Source organism: Pseudomonas sp. UBA6276 (genome assembly GCF_002438365.1).
Taxonomy (GTDB): domain Bacteria; phylum Pseudomonadota; class Gammaproteobacteria; order Pseudomonadales; family Pseudomonadaceae; genus Aquipseudomonas; species Aquipseudomonas coleopterorum.
Genome location: NZ_DJUS01000150.1, coordinates 1 through 17098, shown reverse-complemented (window position 1 = coordinate 17098; position 17098 = coordinate 1). Strand labels below are relative to the sequence as shown.

General features: G+C 63.0%; 20 protein-coding genes and 1 riboswitch. Of the genes, 8 read left to right on the top strand and 12 right to left on the bottom strand.

The annotated features are described in order from the left end of the window. Positions 1–648 (top strand): acyltransferase (locus B2V21_RS17455; protein ID WP_286917526.1); only part of this gene is annotated, 648 nt, incomplete at its 5' end. A 54-nt stretch (positions 649–702) separates the two neighbouring features. Here the strand turns inward: B2V21_RS17455 and B2V21_RS17450 are convergent. The 4 genes from B2V21_RS17450 to B2V21_RS17435 form a co-directional block, all read right to left on the bottom strand. Then, on the bottom strand, positions 703–1413 hold the full coding sequence (locus tag B2V21_RS17450) for an OmpA family protein (protein WP_056844150.1): 711 nt from the start codon (positions 1411–1413) through the stop codon (positions 703–705). 144 nt (positions 1414–1557) lie between these two features. Continuing rightward, positions 1558–2922: a DUF1329 domain-containing protein gene (locus tag B2V21_RS17445; protein ID WP_286917525.1), complete on the bottom strand. Its 1365-nt coding sequence runs from the start codon at positions 2920–2922 to the stop codon at positions 1558–1560. 25 nt (positions 2923–2947) lie between these two features. Beyond that, a complete protein-coding gene (locus B2V21_RS17440) occupies positions 2948–4822 on the bottom strand; it encodes a DUF1302 domain-containing protein (protein ID WP_286917524.1) in 1875 nt (624 codons plus the stop codon). 93 nt (positions 4823–4915) lie between these two features. Next, on the bottom strand, positions 4916–5545 hold the full coding sequence (locus tag B2V21_RS17435; RefSeq protein ID WP_049861215.1) for a LysE family translocator: 630 nt from the start codon (positions 5543–5545) through the stop codon (positions 4916–4918). Positions 5546–5688: 143 nt separating this feature from the next. On the opposite strand from B2V21_RS17435, the gene B2V21_RS17430 reads away from it, so the two are divergent. The 3 genes from B2V21_RS17430 to B2V21_RS17420 all read left to right on the top strand — a co-directional run bounded on the left by B2V21_RS17430 (position 5689) and on the right by B2V21_RS17420 (position 8527). After that, positions 5689–6648 (top strand): 2-hydroxyacid dehydrogenase, encoded by a 960-nt coding sequence (locus B2V21_RS17430; RefSeq protein WP_286917523.1) that lies wholly within the window; start codon positions 5689–5691, stop codon positions 6646–6648. A gap of 48 nt (positions 6649–6696) precedes the next feature. Next, the gene (locus B2V21_RS17425) at positions 6697–7692 is read left to right on the top strand and encodes a class I SAM-dependent methyltransferase (RefSeq protein WP_286917522.1); all 996 of its coding nucleotides are present in this window, start codon (positions 6697–6699) and stop codon (positions 7690–7692) included. Between the two features lie 42 nt (positions 7693–7734). Beyond that, positions 7735–7852: riboswitch (yybP-ykoY riboswitch) on the top strand. 90 nt (positions 7853–7942) lie between these two features. After that, on the top strand, positions 7943–8527 hold the full coding sequence (locus tag B2V21_RS17420; protein ID WP_286917521.1) for a TMEM165/GDT1 family protein: 585 nt from the start codon (positions 7943–7945) through the stop codon (positions 8525–8527). A 120-nt stretch (positions 8528–8647) separates the two neighbouring features. Here B2V21_RS17420 and B2V21_RS17415 read toward each other — a convergent pair whose 3' ends face one another. The 4 genes from B2V21_RS17415 to B2V21_RS17400 all read right to left on the bottom strand — a co-directional run bounded on the left by B2V21_RS17415 (position 8648) and on the right by B2V21_RS17400 (position 10747). After that, positions 8648–9469, bottom strand: coding sequence for a M48 family metallopeptidase (locus B2V21_RS17415; protein ID WP_049861211.1), 822 nt, complete (start codon positions 9467–9469; stop codon positions 8648–8650). Positions 9470–9661: 192 nt separating this feature from the next. Further along, positions 9662–10282, bottom strand: a complete 621-nt coding sequence (locus B2V21_RS17410; RefSeq protein ID WP_056844143.1) for an SOS response-associated peptidase — start codon at positions 10280–10282, stop codon at positions 9662–9664. Between the two features lie 22 nt (positions 10283–10304). After that, a complete protein-coding gene (locus tag B2V21_RS17405; RefSeq protein WP_286917520.1) occupies positions 10305–10565 on the bottom strand; it encodes a putative signal transducing protein in 261 nt (86 codons plus the stop codon). Next, positions 10565–10747, bottom strand: a complete 183-nt coding sequence (locus B2V21_RS17400; protein WP_049861208.1) for a CPXCG motif-containing cysteine-rich protein — start codon at positions 10745–10747, stop codon at positions 10565–10567. Before B2V21_RS17400 ends, B2V21_RS17405 begins: the two co-directional genes overlap by 1 nt. A gap of 130 nt (positions 10748–10877) precedes the next feature. Here B2V21_RS17400 and B2V21_RS17395 point away from each other — a divergent pair, with 130 nt between their 5' ends. Further along, positions 10878–12044 carry a 1-acyl-sn-glycerol-3-phosphate acyltransferase gene (locus B2V21_RS17395; RefSeq protein WP_049861207.1) on the top strand — a complete coding sequence of 389 codons (1167 nt, stop codon included), beginning with the start codon at positions 10878–10880 and terminating at the stop codon, positions 12042–12044. A 110-nt stretch (positions 12045–12154) separates the two neighbouring features. After that, positions 12155–12361: a hypothetical protein gene (locus tag B2V21_RS17390; protein ID WP_043192943.1), complete on the top strand. Its 207-nt coding sequence runs from the start codon at positions 12155–12157 to the stop codon at positions 12359–12361. A 76-nt stretch (positions 12362–12437) separates the two neighbouring features. Here the strand turns inward: B2V21_RS17390 and B2V21_RS17385 are convergent, their stop codons facing one another. Further along, positions 12438–13031, bottom strand: coding sequence for a YajG family lipoprotein (locus B2V21_RS17385; protein ID WP_049861206.1), 594 nt, complete (start codon positions 13029–13031; stop codon positions 12438–12440). Positions 13032–13201: 170 nt separating this feature from the next. Here B2V21_RS17385 and B2V21_RS17380 point away from each other — a divergent pair, with 170 nt between their 5' ends. Next, on the top strand, positions 13202–13435 hold the full coding sequence (locus B2V21_RS17380; RefSeq protein ID WP_049861205.1) for a hypothetical protein: 234 nt from the start codon (positions 13202–13204) through the stop codon (positions 13433–13435). 596 nt (positions 13436–14031) lie between these two features. Beyond that, complete coding sequence (gene mqo / locus B2V21_RS17375; protein WP_090360243.1) at positions 14032–15543, top strand: malate dehydrogenase (quinone); 1512 nt, start codon at positions 14032–14034, stop codon at positions 15541–15543. 215 nt (positions 15544–15758) lie between these two features. Here mqo and B2V21_RS17370 read toward each other — a convergent pair whose 3' ends face one another. The 3 genes from B2V21_RS17370 to B2V21_RS17360 all read right to left on the bottom strand — a co-directional run. Beyond that, positions 15759–16046 carry a PA4642 family protein gene (locus B2V21_RS17370; protein ID WP_049861203.1) on the bottom strand — a complete coding sequence of 96 codons (288 nt, stop codon included), beginning with the start codon at positions 16044–16046 and terminating at the stop codon, positions 15759–15761. A gap of 67 nt (positions 16047–16113) precedes the next feature. Then, positions 16114–16593 (bottom strand): hypothetical protein, encoded by a 480-nt coding sequence (locus B2V21_RS17365; protein WP_049861202.1) that lies wholly within the window; start codon positions 16591–16593, stop codon positions 16114–16116. 158 nt (positions 16594–16751) lie between these two features. Continuing rightward, positions 16752–17098 (bottom strand): hypoxanthine-guanine phosphoribosyltransferase (locus B2V21_RS17360; RefSeq protein ID WP_286917519.1); only part of this gene is annotated, 347 nt, incomplete at its 5' end.

The following is a 17098-nucleotide window of genomic DNA, read 5'->3' as shown; positions in this document are numbered from 1 at the left end:
TCCTACCTGGTGACCAGCAACCACCAGAGCTGGGTGGATATCCTGGTCCTGCAATACGTGCTCAACCGACGCATCCGACCGCTGAAGTTCTTTCTCAAGCGCGAGCTGATCTGGGTACCTGTCATCGGCCTGGCCTGGTGGGCGCTCGGTTTCCCGTTCATGAAGCGCTATTCGAAGGCCTATCTGGCCAAGCATCCGGAGAAGAAAGGCGAAGACCTGCTCACCACCCGCCGCGCCTGCGCCCGCTTTCGCGGCAAGCCGACCGCCATCTTCAACTTCGCCGAAGGCACCCGCTTCACCCCGGCCAAACACGCCCAGCAAGCCTCACCGTTTCGCCACCTGCTCAAACCCAAGGCTGGAGGCATCGCCTTCGTGCTCGATGCCATGGGCGAGCAGTTGCAGTCGATGGTCAACGTGACGATCTACTACCCACAGGGCGCACCCGGATTCTGGGACCTGCTGTGCGGCCGAGTGGGTGAAATACACGTGCTGTTCGAGGAACTGCCGATCCCCGAGCAATTCATCGGCCACAGCTATGACCAGGACGAGACGTACCGAGCGCTGTTTCAGAGCTGGGTGAATACGCTGTGGACACAGAAGGACGCAACGCTGGAGCGACTCAAGCTGGAGCAGCCTGAGAAAGACTGATCGCCCATGAAAAATCCCGCTGCCAGAGCGGGATTTTTGCAAGCCTTGCAGTGATTACTGCTGCTGGGCCGGCTGCGAGTACTGCTGGCCGGGAATCGGCTTGAGGTTGACTTCGACACGGCGGTTCTGGGCACGGCCGTTGGCGTCGGCGTTACTGGCGATCGGCTGATCGGGACCTGCGCCGCGTACCGACAGGCGCGAGCCATCCACGCCCTGCGCAGTCAGATAGTTGCTGACCGCTTGGGCACGCTGCAGCGACAGGTCCATGTTGTGCTGACGGCTGCCGGTGCTGTCGGTGTAGCCGACGATCTCGATGTTGTTCTCGTTGAACTGCTTGAACGAATTGCCCAGGTTGTTCAGCGGCGTGTAAAAGCTGCTGGAGATGTTCGACGAGTCGGTGGCGAAGGTGATGTTGCCCGGCATGATCAGCTTGATCTGATCGCCCTGGCGCTGCACTTCCACACCGGTGTTGGCCATGCTTTCACGCAGTGCGGCTTCCTGACGGTCGGCATAATAGCCGTAGCCTGCCGAAGCGGCGCCGGCCACGGCAGCGCCGATCAGCGCGCCCTTGCCACGGTTGTTGTGGTCGATGGCGGCACCGGCCACGGCGCCGGCCAGTGCACCCAGCCCGCCATACTTGGCGGTTTTGCTGATGCCCGACGAACCCTGGGCCTGGCCCTGGTTTTCATACGGATTCTGCGACGCGCACCCGGACAACAGGGCAATGGCAGCGGCGGCAGTGATCAAGCGACGCGAGGTAAACATGGGCAACTCCTACTACATGAAGGCGGAAATCTGCTGAAAAAAGGCGGCGACGGGTCATGAACGTGTGACTGACTTGGAGGGCAAAAACCGGGAAAGATTCCCGTGTCGCGCCGACAGCCCTCGTCAGCCATGGCCTGCAGCCTGCTAGCGTACCCCGTCCTGGCGCAGCGCCGCCGGGGTGAAATCGGAAGTGGTGGCCGTGAAGCCGAAGTCGTAGGACTGCTTTTCCTCGTTCTTCATGCCCAGCGCCAGGTAACGTCCCGACTGCAGGTCATAGAGCACCTCCAGGGTGGTCCAGGGCACCTGCTGGTCGTAGTAGTTCTGCGCGTGCGCTTCGGCCACGCGCCACAGCTGTCCACGGCCATCGTAATGATCGATCACGGCCGCCTGCCAGGTGTCCTCGTCGAAGTAGAAGTCACGCTTGGCGTAGATGTGCCGCTGACCGGGCTTGAGCGTGGCGACCACGTGCCATACACGGCGCAGTTCGTAGCGGGCCAGGTCCTGATTGATATGACCGGCCTTGAGGATGTCCGCGTACTTGAGGTTGGGCGAGTCGAGCCGGTGGCTGTTCTGGGCGATGAACATCTCCTGCTTGCCTACCAGTTGCCAGTCATAGCGATCCGGAGCGCCGTTGAACATGTCCAGATTATCCGAGGTGCGCAGACCATCGGCCGCGGTACCCGGGCCATCGTAGGCCACCTGCGGCGCGCGTCGCACACGGCGTTGCCCGGCGTTGTAGATCCACGCCTGACGCGGTTCGGCCACCTGATCCAGGGTCTCGTGGACCAACAGCACGGTGCCCGCCAGACGCGCCGGCGCGATCACATCCTGCTTGAAATAGAACAGTACGTTGCCGGGATGCTGCGGATCGAAATCCTTCATCCTGTCGCGAAACACGAACTGGTCCTGGAAATACACCAGGCTGTAGGAACCATTGGGTTGCGGCGTGGCCTGGGTCACGCGCCGTGAGACGCTGCCGCCACGGTAACGGATAATGTGATTCCAGATGACCTCGATGCCGGTCTTGGGAATGGGGAACGGGGTGGCCATCTGAAAGCCTTCCACACCGTTGCCGTCACCGATCAGCCGAGCATGGGTCGCGTTGACCTTGATCGCACTCGCAACCTCGTCCGGCACACTCGCGCCGCGATGGGAGGAGTAGACCGGCATCGTGAAGGTGTCGGGGTAGCGCTTGAACATCGCATACTGGCCAGGCGCTAACTTGGCCTTGTACTGCTCGACGTTCTGCGCGGTGATGGTGAACAGGGGCTTCTCGCTGGCGTAGGGGTCGGAGAGAAACCCCTTGCTGTCGACCGTACCGGCGGTGCGCGGCATCGGCGACCAGGCCGGGATGGAGCCATCGGCATTGCCGGCCTTCTCGGCGCCCAGAGGGGTCAGGCGGGTGCCCAGTTGGTCGGCCTCCTGTGCGCTGACCGCTGCCATGGCAGCGCCGGCCCACAGGGACAGACCGAAGATCCCGGCCTGCATCAGCATCGTTCTTGTGTTCATGGCCGATCGTCTCGAACAGGGTGGCTCAGAAATTCACGCCGAAGCTGAGCGCAACGAAGTCGCGGTCATCCACCGTGGTGTACTTGCCGTCGAAAAAATTGGTGTACGACAGACTCGCCGTGTAGGTGTTCTGGTACTCGGCATCGAGCCCGAGGCTGACCGCCTTGCGGCCTTCCTCGAAGTTGCCGCCGGGGCTGGGCGAGTAGCCGGACACATCGTGCGACCAGGCGATACTGGGGCGCAGGTTGATCCCGGCGAATACGCTGCTGTAGTCCCAGATGGCGCGGGCGCGATACCCCCACGAGGTGCTGGTGGTGAAGCCGCCATTGGTGCAATTGCGCGAGCGGTTACTGGCCGAGGTGCCCGGCCCGGCCCCGGCGATGGTGCCGGTGTTGAGGATGGCGGCGCAGGTGTCCAGGCCACCGGTGGCAGGCAAGGCGCCGGGGCCAAAGATCGCGTCACGCCCATAGCGCATCTGCGAAGAGCTCTCCAGACCGCCGACATGGGTGACCCCCACCTCGCCCACCACCGTCAGCCGCTCGGCGCCCATGACCTGATCGAAAAAATGAGTCAGGGTGGTTTGCAGCTGGGTGATCTCTTTGCGGCGGTAGCCTTTCAGGTCTTCTCCGGGCGTGCCGTCGAGCACTGACGCGTTGCTGTACGCGCCGCCCAGCGGACGCACACCGGCAAAGAGAATGTCGGTGGTGTTGAGTTGCACCGGCGCATTGGGCCGGTAGCTGACCTCGCCACTCCAGGCTGTGCCGGTGGGTAGCGTGGTGGCGAAGCTCAGCCCGTAGAGGCGGATGTCCTCGGGAAAGTCGTAGAAGTAGCTGGAATCGCCCGCCACCAGCAACGGGCCCAATGCGCCGGCCCGTGACGCTGCCGCATAGGTCGCGGCCGATGCCCCGGTGGCATTGAACAGCGGCAGGCGGCTGTGGTAGTTCATGAAGTAGGCACCGAATTCGGTGTCCAGCGGATCGTAGTTGTAACGCAGCGCCACGCCGAACTGGCCGCTGTCGCGCGCATCGCGGTCGCCGCTGCGGCGCACCCGCACGCCCTCCTCGTTGACATCCACACCGGCGGCGGTCAGCGCTGGCAGGGCCGCAGCCGGCAGGCTCGAACGCTTGGCCAGCAGACGCAGATTATCGCTGCAGCCATCGGCGGCGACGTCTGCCTGGGCGAAGAACGTCCCGCAATTGTCGGTCACCGTCTGGTCCCACTCGAGCTGGTAGAAGGCTTCGGCGGAAAGGTTGTCGGTCAGGCTCTGGGAGACGTAGAACAGATTGACCGGGATCAACCCCTCCTTGACCTCGGCACCGGGTCGGCGAAAGGCCGAGACGTCGATCGGATTGAGCGCATTGATGCCGTTCTGGATGAACGTGCTCTCGCCCCAGCTGACCACCTGCTTGCCCAGGCGCACTGAGCCCGGTTGATCGGCGATGGCGTAGTTGTGGTAGACGAACGCGTCGAGAATCTGCCCACCGGAGGACTGCGCGGCTTCCTTGCGGTTGCTGTCGCTGATGTCCTTGAAGGGGCGGCCTTCGTCCTTGAGTTCGAAGTCGTACCAATACTTGCCGCGAATGAACACGCCCGTGTCGCCGTACTTCAACTCCAGGTCGTGCAGCCCCTTGAAGATCTTGGAAAAGGTTTCGCCTTTCTTGAAGTTCAGATGACCGTCGTCGGTGGTCTGCGACAGGCCCGATCCACCGTTGTTGACGCCGATCAGGTTGCGGTTCGCACCCGCGGTGGACCAACTGGCGCCGACCGACAGCGAGGAATCGAACTGGCCTTCGATTTCGCCGATGTTGAAACTGACGGCAAGCGCCGGCCCGGCAAGCGTCGCCAGACCGACCGCCAAGGGTAATCTGGCCCGGCGACAGGGCAGGTTTACTGAATTCATCGACGCTGTTCCATGTTCGTTGTGGTGCTGGCAAGGGACGCTGCCTAGCCATTATAAGCAAGGCGGGCTATCCGGCGTGCATGCCATGCCGATTCAGCGTATTTCGCTCAAGGCGATCTTCACGCCCAGCGCCACCAGAACCACACCCATGGCGCGGTCGAACCAATGCCCCATTCTAGCGAAGCCTTCGCGGACCCGACGCTGGCTGAACAGCAGGGCGATCATGCAGAACCACAGCGCCGTGGCCAGCGCCAGGTAAACGCCGTAACCGGCCTGGATGACCAGTGGCGTGTGGGGGCTGATGACCACGGTGAACAAGGACAGAAAGAACAACGTGGCCTTGGGGTTCAACCCATTGGTCATGAACCCGGCCACATACGCGGCCTTGGGTGTGCGCTGTACCGGTGCCGCACTGTGGGTGGGCTCGCCGAGCGGCGCGGGCTTGGCGCGCAGGGCCTTGAAGCCGATGTACAGCAGGTACGCGGCGGCGGCCCACTTCAAGGCATTGAACAGCACGATGGACTGGGACACGATCAGGCCGATGCCCAGCAGCGAATACCCCACGTGCACGAAAATCGCCGTGCCCACACCCAGCGCTGTCCACAGCCCGGCCTGACGGCCGTGGCTGACGCTTTCACGCACCACCACCGCAAAATCCGGTCCCGGGCTGGCCACCGCTAGCAGGTGAATGAAGGCAACGGTGAGAAATTCGGTCCAGTACATGACAGCAGGCTCCTAGCGGCAGTGGCAAACGCGGTGATGACCTCAGGCAGCCCGGACGCTACCTCACGTCAGCAGGCCAGGCCACAAGATTTTCATCCGGCAGCTATGGTAGAACATCCACAACCACTTCAAGAGGTTCACCCATGCCCGCTCACCGTGCCGCCTTCCTCGACTACAGCTCCCTGGACCTGGGTGACCTGGACCCTGCCGCCCTCAAGGCCTGCTTCGACGACCTGCAGCTCTACCCCAGTACGACGCCTGAGCAACTGGTCGAGCGCCTGCGCGGCGTAACGGTAGCCATCAGCAACAAGATCGACCTGGACGCCGCGACCCTGCAGGCCTGCCCGGATCTGAAGCTGGTGCTGGTGTCGGCCACCGGCACCAACAACGTCGACCTGGAAGCGGCGCGCAAGCTGGGTATCACCGTGTGCAATTGCCAAGGCTACGGCACCCCGTCGGTGGCCCAACACACCCTGATGCTGTTGTTGGCCTTGGCGACCCGACTGCCCGATTATCAGCGCGAGATCGCGGCCGGCCAATGGCAGCGGGCCAAGCAGTTCTGTCTGCTGGATTTCCCCATCGTCGAACTGGACGGCAAGACCCTCGGCCTGCTTGGCCACGGCGAACTGGGTGGCGCGGTCGCCAAGCTGGCCGAGGCTTTCGGCATGCGGGTGCTGCTGGGGCAGATTCCCGGTCGACCGCCCCGCGCCGATCGCCTGCCGCTGCATGAGCTGCTGCCGCAAGTCGATGCCCTGACCCTGCACTGCCCGCTCAACGAGCACACCCGACACATGATCGGCGCGCCGGAACTGGCCCTGCTCAAGCCCAGTGCCTTCGTGGTCAACACCGCGCGCGGCGGCATCATCGACGAGCAGGCCCTGGCCGATGCCCTGCGCCGTGGCCACCTGGGCGGAGCGGCCACCGACGTACTCAGTGTTGAGCCGCCGGTGGACGGCAACCCCCTGCTGGCCAACGATATCCCGCGCCTGATCGTCACCCCGCACAGTGCCTGGGGCAGTGTCGAGGCACGCCAGCGGATCATTGGCCAACTGGCGGAAAACGCCACGGCCTTCTTCGCCGGACAGCCCATCCGCAGTGTCTGACAAGGGCCGTGGTCTGTTAGAATCCGCGCTTTTGCCAGGAGCCCTCCAATGGACCCGCGCAGTGAAGTGCTGCTTCGTCAGGCCAATTTGTTCCAAGGTCAGCTGTTGTTGGCCGGGCTGCCTGCCGATGACCTCTTCGGCCAGTTGCCGAACGCCGCCGGCTGGTGCTGGCATGCCGGCGATCAGGCGGCGTTGGACGCGCGCTTCGAAGGCCGCAGCCATTTCGGCGTGAACGTCCCGCAGATAGCTTTCGAGGGCGCGGTGGTGTTCCTGCCCAAGTCACGCGAGCTGACCAGTTATCTGCTCAATGCCCTGGCCGCCCGCTTGCCGGGTCGCGAGTTGTATCTGGTGGGCGAAAAGCGCGGCGGCATCGAGGGCGCCGCGAAGCTGCTGCACGCCTTCGGCAAGCCGCGCAAGCTGGACAGCGCACGCCATTGTCAGCTGTGGCAAGTGACGGTCGAACAGGCGCCGCAGGCCGTGGAACTGGAAAGCCTGGCGCAGCGCTATCAACTGCAGATCGCCGGCGAGCCCCTGACCGTGATCAGCCTGCCGGGCGTGTTCAGTCACGGTCGACTGGACCGCGGCACCGAGCTGCTGCTCGAACACATCGACGGCCTGCCCCGCGGCCATCTGCTGGATTTCGGCTGCGGTGCCGGGGTGGTGGGTGCCAGCCTCAAACGTCGCTACCCGGACAACCAGCTGACGTTGCTCGATGTCGATGCCTTCGCCACGGCCAGCAGCCGTCTGACCCTGGCGGCCAATGGGCTGGAAGCCTGCGTCATCACCGGCGACGGTATCGATGCTGCGCCGTCGCATCTGGATGCCATCATCAGCAATCCACCATTTCACTCGGGCGTGCACACCAGCTATCACGCTGCCGAAAACTTGCTGGAAAAATCCAGTCAACATCTGAAAAAATGCGGCGAACTTCGCTTGGTTGCCAATAGCTTCCTGCGCTATCAGCCGCTGATCGAAGGCGCTTTCGGGCGCTGCCAGACGGTGGCCGAGGGCCGCGGTTTCAAGATTTATCGCGCCGTCAAATAGCGAAATATTTTCTTGCCCTATCGTGATCGCCTAGGCAGAATCCGCACCGTCCTAGGGGAGTAGTCTCCCGCGAGCGCCAGCTCGCCAGGCACGCGTCAACATACTTGGCCCTCAGGCCATGGCGCGTGCGACCCAGCGGCCGCACAGACGGCCCGGGTTTGACAAGACCTATGACACGCACACCTTACCCGGGGCGGGGAGGCTGTTCGTGTCATAGCCGTGTCGACCCGCCCCCATAGGAACGCTCCTGATGTTGGAATCCCTACTTGTCCCTACCGGGCTAGTGGCCTTGGCCGAAATCGGCGACAAGACCCAGTTGCTCGCCTTGATCCTTGCGGCGCGCTTCCGCAAGCCCTGGCCAATCATCGCTGGCATCGTCGCCGCCACCTTGGCCAACCATGCAGCCGCCGGTGCGGTGGGCGCCTGGTTCAGCAGCTTCTTCTCCAACGCCGCCCTGCACTGGATCCTGGCCGCAAGCTTTGCCGCCACCGCGCTGTGGACCCTGATACCGGACAAGATCGACGACGACGAAGCCAATACCGCACGGCGCTACGGGCCGTTCATGACCACGTTGATCGCATTTTTCATTGCCGAGATCGGCGACAAGACTCAGGTTGCGACGGTGATGCTGGCCGCGCAGTATCCGCACTTGCTGATGGTCATCATCGGCACCACGCTGGGCATGCTGATTGCCAACGTGCCGGTGGTGCTGGCGGGCAATTTCGCTGCCGACAAACTGCCGCTGACGCTGATCCGCCGATTGGCCTCGGGAGCGTTTTTCATTCTGGCGTTCGTTGCGGTGTATCAGGCGATGAAGGTCAGCGGCTGGGTGTAGATGGGCGGTGAGGCCTTCGCGGGCANNCCCCCCCCCCCGCCCCGCTCCCACAGAAGAACCTTCATACCGAGGTCCCCTGTGGGAGCGGGTCTCTGCCCGCGAATCAGCCGCCACGGTACATCAGGACTTCTTCGCTTGCTCATACAACGGCATGACCTTGGGAATCGCCGCCTGTAATGAAGAAATCCGGCTCGCCGATGCCGGGTGAGTGCTCATGAATTCTGGTGGCGAGTTGCTGCCTGCCGCTGCGGTCATCTTGTTCCACAAGGTGATCGCGGCGTTGGGGTCGAACCCGGCACGCGCCGCTAGCTCAAGGCCGAACAGGTCGGCTTCGTTCTCGTTGCTGCGGCTATTGGGCAGGGTCAGGCTGTAGTTGACCACGGTATCGGCCAGTTTCAGGCTGTCTTCGCCCAGCCCCAGCAAGGCCCCTGCCCCGCTGCGCGCCATCTGGATGCCATAGGCCTTGGACATCGCTTCGCGACCGTGCTCGCGCAAGGCGTGGGCGATTTCATGGCCCATCACGGCGGCAATTTCGTCGTCGGTGAGTTTCAGGGTGTCGATCAGGCCTGTGTAGACAATGATCTTGCCGCCGGGACCGCAGTTGGCGTTGAGCTCGTCACTCTTGATCAGGTTCACTTCCCATTGCCACTGCGCCGAATCCGGGCGCAGCTTGGGGGCCTGGGCGATCAGCCGATCGGCGATCGCCTGCACGCGCTTGGCCTCGGCGCTGGTCTTGTCGAGCACACCCTTGCCGCTGGCCTCGGTCAAGGTCTGCTGGTAGGACTGTGCGTACATCTTGTTCACTTCATCGGTGGACAACATGCTGAACATGTATTGCTTGCGATCGACACCCACGGCGCCGGAGCTGGTGGTATTGACAGCCTGACAACCGGCCAGCAGCACGCTGACGGCCAGGGTGGCCGGAATGAAGAACTTGCCCATTGGGACTCTCCTGGTAAACCTGGCGGTATCCTACACGGTGCATATCGGACACGACACCTGCGCAGGTGCTCGGCCTGATGCACCGCGGTGACTGCTTCGCGGCCACGGACCGCTCCTACGGGTGCACCGCCCCCCTCCCCCGTAGGAGCGGTCAGTGGCCGCGAAAAGAGCGACGCGGTCGCTGGAAAGACATCACGCCGGGGTGAGGCATTCAGGAGCATTGAGCTTGGGGTCGTTGACCAGGTTCGCCAAGGGGCGTTCGCGCAGCGCAGCCTGGGGCGCGGCGAGCAGCGATTGCAGGATGGCCATGGGCGTTTCCGGATCCAGCCAGGCCGCTTGGCCTGCGGCATCGAGGATCAGCGGCCGACGCTGGCTCATCGCCGGCTGAGTCACCACCGCCGTGCTCAGCCAGACCTGCTCCTGCACGGGGTACGCTTCCCAGATTCCCGCGAAAAACAGCGACGACCCCTCTCCCGGCGTCAGCCAGAACGGCCGTTTGCGCACATTGCCCCGCCATTCATAGAAGCCGTTGGCCGGAATCAGGCAGCGGCGCAGGCGCAGCGCCTCGCGAAACATCGGCTGTTCGGCCACCGTCTCGGCACGCGCGTGGGCCGGGGTCCGCGACAGGTCGGTCAACCACGGAGGGGTCAGTCCCCAGCGTGCCTTGGCCAGGGTCGAGCGCTCACCTTCGCGGCGCTGGATCAGCACCGAGTCACCCGGCGATATGTTCCATTGCGCCTGCTGGCCTTCGGGAAAGCCCTCCTGCGCAGCGAAACCGGGTGACCAGCGAAACAAGGCAAAACGTCCACACATCAGGAAAAAACTCTTGAGGGGTCTAGCACAGCAGAACCCCGGGAAAACTGTCGGGCTCCTCGCCCGACACGGGCAGCGCGGCATTGTACTCACCGATCAGCTGCCGTGCGTAATCGGCCTGCTCGTCGGCCACCAGCAAACCCAGCAGGCCCATGGCAGGCAGATCGCCCATCCCGCCGACCAGATCCCGCCCTGCCAGGTGCGCACCCACCCCTTCGTTTTCCAGCATGCCCAGAAGCATCTGTGCCTCCAGCAGGCTGGCGGGCTCGTAGATGCGCTGCATCACTCGTTCTCGCTGCGCACGTGCAGCGACCAGTCTTCGCCATCGGTCTGCAGGGCGAAGACGATGGGGCGGCAGCACACCGGGCAGTCTTCTATATAGTCCTGATCGCCAGCGGACAGATCGAGCACCGCTTCGGCCGGCTCGCCGCAATAGGGGCAATCGTAATCTTGGGTTTCCAGCATCGCGGCCTCCACGGCTCACTTGTGCGTATAATCGCCACTCTGTTTGCAGGCCGTTGGCTACATGGGCCCCTACCCTTTGCCCACAACCTTGCGCCTGTACCTTTACCTTAGCCGTTTCCAACAAGAGAGCATGATGGGCGAATTCGATGCCATCCGACCGTACGACGACGCTGAAGTACCTGCCGTTCTGGCACGGTTGCTCAGCGACCCGGCATTCCTGGATATCCTCACCCACTTCCGCTTCCCGCGTCAGGCCAAGACCTTTGGCTGGCTGCTCAAGCCACTGATCGCGCGGCGTCTGCGCCGCGAGTTCAAGGATGTCACCAACGTGGCGACCTTGCAGGACAAGGTCGAGTTCTACGTCGACCACACCATCGACCGCGCCACCGACGGTGTGACCTACACCGGCGTCGAGCAGTTCAAGTCCGGCAGTGCGTATCTGTTCCTGGCCAACCATCGCGATATCGTCATGGATCCGGCGTTCGTCAACTACGCGGTGTATCACGCCGGGCTGCCGACGCCGCGCATCGCCATCGGCGACAACCTGCTGCAGAAGCCCTTCGTCAGCGACCTGATGCGCCTGAACAAAAGCTTCATCGTCCATCGCTCGCTGGTAGGACGCCGGGAAAAACTGGCGTCCTACCAACTGCTGTCCGCCTACATCAACCACTCGATCCGCAACGACGTCGCCTCGATCTGGATCGCCCAGGCCGAGGGCCGGGCCAAGGACGGTGACGACCGTACCGATTCGGCGATCCTCAAGATGTTCCACATGAGCCGCAAGGACGAGCCCTTCGGCGAAACGATCAAGGCGCTGAACCTGACACCGGTGTCGATCAGCTACGAATACGACCCCTGTGACCAGGCCAAGGCGCGCGAGCTGTACATTCGCGCGACCAAGGGCGCCTACAACAAGGCGCCCGGCGAAGACGACGTCAGCATTGCCCAGGGCATCACCGGCTACAAGGGCCGCGTGCACATCAACTTCGCACCGCCCATCACCGAGCTGTTCGAAGACACCAAGCAGTTGGCCACGGAAATCGATCGGCAGATCCTGGGCGGCTATCGCCTGTTCCCGGTGCACTACCTGGCCTATGCGCAGTGGGCCGATGCCGACCCTGAACTGCAGGTGCCAGCGGCGGCCGATGTGTTTCCCGCCGCCGAGCTGGAAAAGGCCCGCGCCGAATGGCTGCGCCGGCTGCGCGAATGCCCGGTGGAGCAACGACCATTCCTGGTGCTGCAATACGCCACGCCGGTGCGCAACCAGTACCGGGTCAAGGCGGGACTGCCGCTTTAGGGTCGACCAGTGCAAGGGGCGTAACGGGACGGTCATGGGTCCGTCACGCCCCTTTCACACAAAGCAGGCATCGTGTTGCACCCTTACCCAACACGCTTTGGATGCCCGTCATGCTGCACGCCCTGAACCAGGATCGCCTCTACCACATTGCCGCCAGCGACGAGCAGGAAGCCCTGATCGACGCCCTGGCCTTCAATGTCCAGGATCGACAGTGGCTGGTGTACTGCGCGCTCGGCGGTCATCAGCATGGCGACTGGCCGGAGCTGGACCTGGGCACCGGCATCAGCCTGCTCGACTTTCACATGCGCGCTGCCTGAATGCTGCACCCGATATAACCCGACCCACAAAAAAGCCCGCGATGAACGCGGGCTTTTTCATGCCTGGCCGACGCTGTCAGAAATTGCGCTGGGACAGGGTCTGGCCGATGGTGGCGTCCTTGAACACGCGGGTCAGTGCGTCGCTGAGGACGTCGCTGACCAGCTTGGTGTTGGTTTCCTGATTCGGCGCCATGCCGAAGCGCTGGTTCAGCGAAGCGCCGTAGCGGCCGCTGTAGTGGCGACCACCGTTGGTGACGTCGGCCTTGAAGGTGGCGCCGATGTTGGCTTCGGTGACGTACATCTTGTCCTTGGGCGACTGGTACTTGAGTTCGGCCAGGGTGATGGTCAGCGTCGGCGCGCTGCCGTTGTTCGCCGTGGGTGTGAAGCCCAGCAGGCGAACGGCTGCTTCGGCCTGGGCCTGCAGCTTGGGCAATACGTCGTTGGGGGCCACGCTCACCGCGCTGGTTTCCGGATACAGGCCACCACGGGTGCCCAGGGTGGGCGAAGGTCGGCCATCGACGACGCGCACGGCCACGGCCTGGCCCTGGCCGACGGCGGCGAACTGCGAGGTCAGGCGCGGCTGCGGGCTGAGTTGTTGCGGGCTGTTGGCACAACCGACCAACGTCAGACTGGTCACAGTGATCATGGTGAACAACAGGCGGTGCAACATGCGCATCTCTCCGGCAACGGGCAGTGAATAAGCCGGGAGTATAGCGGGGCCTGCAGGCAATGGACCAGCCATGAAACATGCGCATGCAACGGCGATGCGCGGCGTGTCATCAGCCTGTCACCGTCCTTGGGCAATATCGGCTCCACAGTCCACCGCACGGAGAAACACTCATGGGTTTTCTCAAGTCTCTGTTCCGGGCCAGCCAGCCCTACCGCTGCTACGTCGCGCTCGACCGGCAGGGTCTGTGCCGCGCCTTCAAACAGTGCCAACTGCCCCCCAGCGGCGACGGTTGGGTCGAGGTTGGCGATATTCGCCCACAATGGTTGGGCCAGCCATTGCCCGCCCACGCCCGCGTCAGCGCCCATGCCACGGGGGCTGGCGGCATTCGAGCCGTGCATGCCTGACTGCCCGGTCACCAAAAGCCTGTAAATAACGATCAACTCGCCACGTTTCATCGCTATAATCTTCCCCCGATTATAAGGACGTCTCCTGATCGGGCCTCGCATCACCGCCAACGCACTCGTCTTGGCTTCCGCACCGCCCACAGAGAGCCGCCCACGCAGGTCACGCGCTGGCGTTTCCATTTGCTTGCGCCACCCCTGCCGCTGCCGGTTTCCCAAGCAGCCTTCTTGAGGTTCACGACTCCAAAAGAGCGTGAAAAAACGGGTTTCACAACTTCACAAGAGTGTGGCGAGCAAATGAAAAGTCTTGGATCTGTACCAGCACTATCTGCGTCCCGAACAGCCCAACGAGGAAGGATCGAACGCTTCGCATGAAGGGTTTCGGTCGCTGAGCGCGCGTATCGACCGGGTTGCATGAACCTTGGTCCTATGGCGCTGGCGGGCCAGACGTGAGTTCATGGGCCATGCCCGACGAACCCGTCGGCACAGGCCATTCAGCGATGCAGTTGCGAAGTTTCGGACATGGCGACCCAGGCCTGCACAGACGTACCGGGGTCCCATGCTGTCAATGGGTGCTGAAGATTTTGGAGACGCGTTAAATGGCGCAAAACGAAGCAGTCGACGTGGTATTGGTAGGGGCCGGCATCATGAGTGCCACCTTGGCCGTACTGCTCAAGGAACTCGACCCGGCATTGAAGCTGGAAGTCGTCGAGCTCATGGATTCCGGTGCCGCGGAAAGCTCCAATCCGTGGAACAACGCCGGTACCGGCCACGCCGGTCTGTGTGAGCTCAACTACACGCCGCAAGCCGCCGATGGCTCCATCGATATCAAGAAAGCCGTGCAGATCAACACCCAGTTCGAGGTGTCCAAGCAGTTCTGGGCCTACCTGAGCAAGAAGAGCAGCTTCGGTTCGGCGCGCTCGTTCATCAGTCCGGTACCGCACCTGAGCTATGTCGAGGGTGACAAGGGCGTGGCCTTCCTCAAGAAGCGCTATGAACTGCTCAAGACCCACCATGCCTTCGCGGACATGGAATACACCGAAGACAAGGCGAAGATGGCCGAATGGATGCCGTTGATGATGCCCGGTCGGCCTGCCGACCAGCACATCAGCGCCACCCGTGTGATGGGCGGCACCGACGTCAACTTCGGCGCCTTGACCAACAAGCTTCTGGCCCACCTGGCCAGTGCGCCGGGCGCGCAGGTCAAGTACTGCAAGAAAGTCACCGGCCTTGCCCGCAAGGGCAGCGGCTGGACCGTCACCGTCAAGGACGTCAACAGTGGCAACACTCGCGAGATCGATGCCAAATTCGTGTTCCTGGGCGCCGGTGGTGCGGCGTTGCCGCTGCTGCAGATGTCGGGTATCGAGGAAGGCAAGGGCTTCGGCGGTTTCCCGGTAAGCGGCCAGTGGCTGCGCTGCGACAATCCCGAGGTGGTCAAGCGGCATCAGGCCAAGGTCTACAGCCAGGCTGCCGTGGGCTCGCCGCCCATGTCCGTGCCGCACCTGGACACCCGCGTGGTCGATGGCAACAAGTCGCTGCTGTTCGGGCCGTATGCGGGCTTCACCACCAAGTTCCTCAAGCATGGCTCGTTCCTCGACCTGCCCCTCTCGGTACGCGCGGCCAACATCGGCCCGATGCTGGCCGTGGCACGGGACAACATGGACCTGACCAAGTACCTGATGAGCGAAGTACGTCAGTCCATGGAGCAGCGTCTGGAATCGTTGCGTCGCTTCTACCCCGAAGCCCGTGCCGAGGATTGGCGCCTGGAAGTGGCTGGCCAGCGCGTGCAGATCATCAAGAAGGATCCGAAGAAAGGCGGCGTGCTGCAATTCGGTACCGAGCTGGTGTCCGCAGCCGATGGCTCGCTGGCGGCGCTGCTTGGGGCCTCGCCAGGCGCTTCGGTGACCGTGTCGATCATGCTCGACCTGCTGGAGCGCTGCTTCCCCGAGCAGACGCGCTCACCGGCCTGGGCGACCAAGCTGGCGGAAATCTTCCCGGCGCGCGAAAAGGTGCTGGCAGTGGATGCCGAGGTTTATCGTCGTGTCAGCCATGACAGCGACGTGGCGCTCGAACTTACCGAGAAAACCGACGGCGTGCAGTATTACGCCTGAGCCCCGGCGTGTTCCTCCCGACGCATCGCGCATACCGCCGACGCGGCTTGCGCCGCTGCTACATGGAATCGCCCCGCCCCTGTAGCAGCGGCGCGAGCCGCGTCCGGGTGCGCAGCGGTGTTCCTGATACACCGCGTCCGGGGGCATTGCGTTCTTGCTGATGCACCGGGCTGGCCGCCGACGCGGCTTGCGCCGCTGCTACAGGGGGTCGCGCGTCAGGCCTGGGCCTGCTGGATCAGGTCGATGTATTCCGGGGCGTTGCGCTGATCGCGAATCAATGCGACAAAATCGTTGCCGTGTTCGTCCTTGCCGTCCAACTCGTAACCGGCTTCCTTGAAGAACACCAGAAAGCGCGCGAAATCATCGACACGCAAACCACGATACGCCTTGATCAGCTTGTGCAGCGACGGCGAGGTGGCATCGACCGGCTCGAAATTCAGGAACAGCTTGATCTGCTCATCGCCGATCTCGTCGCCAATCAATTGCTTCTTGTCTTTACGCATTACCGACTCCATTGGCTATCACGGTCATTCACGGGGCTGGCAGTCTACCTTCGGCACCGCCATGGGCTCAACGCGCGCGTACGCTTGCGGTATGCAGATCGGCCCAGACATGGCCATTCGGATAGCTGAGAAATTGTACATAGACGGTATCGTTGCGCAGCAGATCGAGCAGGATCCGGTACTGACTCAGTGGATAGGTCAAGGCCAGGGTACCGCTGGCCTCGTCGAAGGCCGGCCGCTTCAGGCTTTTGCTTTCGCCGTCGAAGGTGATCAGCACTTCGGCCAGCTTTGCGTCCTTGCTGAGCGCCTTGCCTTTCAAGCGCAGCAGCATCGGTGCGGTGACGGGGATGGGTTGCTGGTTGGAAAGCCGCTGGTTGCCCATGACCACCGAGTAGCTGGTCACCTGCAGTAGCTGTTGTTGCGGATCGCCCTGACGCAGGGATTGTTCATCCGGCGGCAGGAATTGTTCGTGCAGGGGCCCATGCGCAGGCGCGGCGACCAGCGGCAGGCAGGTCAGCAAGGCAATGGTGGCAACGATCAGACGCATGAGCGGCTCCTTGTGAAAGAGCCGCTGACTTTAGCATGTAGCAGAGGTTTGAATCCGTTGCGAGGCCGGACGCGGCTTGCGCCGCTGCTACAGGGGATCGCGGTGTTTCTGTAGCAGCGGCGCGAGCCGCGTCGGCGGCGCATGAGGTGCTGCGGGCTTTACAAGCCTTTGACGGCAAAGATGCCAGCGGCGTTGCGCCAGTAGCCCTTGTAATCCATACCATAGCCAAAGATGTAGCGGTCGATGCACGGCAAGCCCACGAAGTCGGCCTTGAGGTCTGGGCTGGCCTTGCGATCGTGGTCTTTATCGATCAGCACCGCCGTGTGCACGGCACGCGCGCCGGCATGCTTGCAGAAATCGATGATTGCGCTGAGCGTATGGCCCTCATCGAGAATGTCATCGATGATCAGCACGTCGCGGTCGATGAAGGAGATTTCCGGCTTGGCCTTCCAGAACAGGTCGCCACCGCGGGTGTCGTTGCGATAGCGGGTGGCGTGCAGGTACG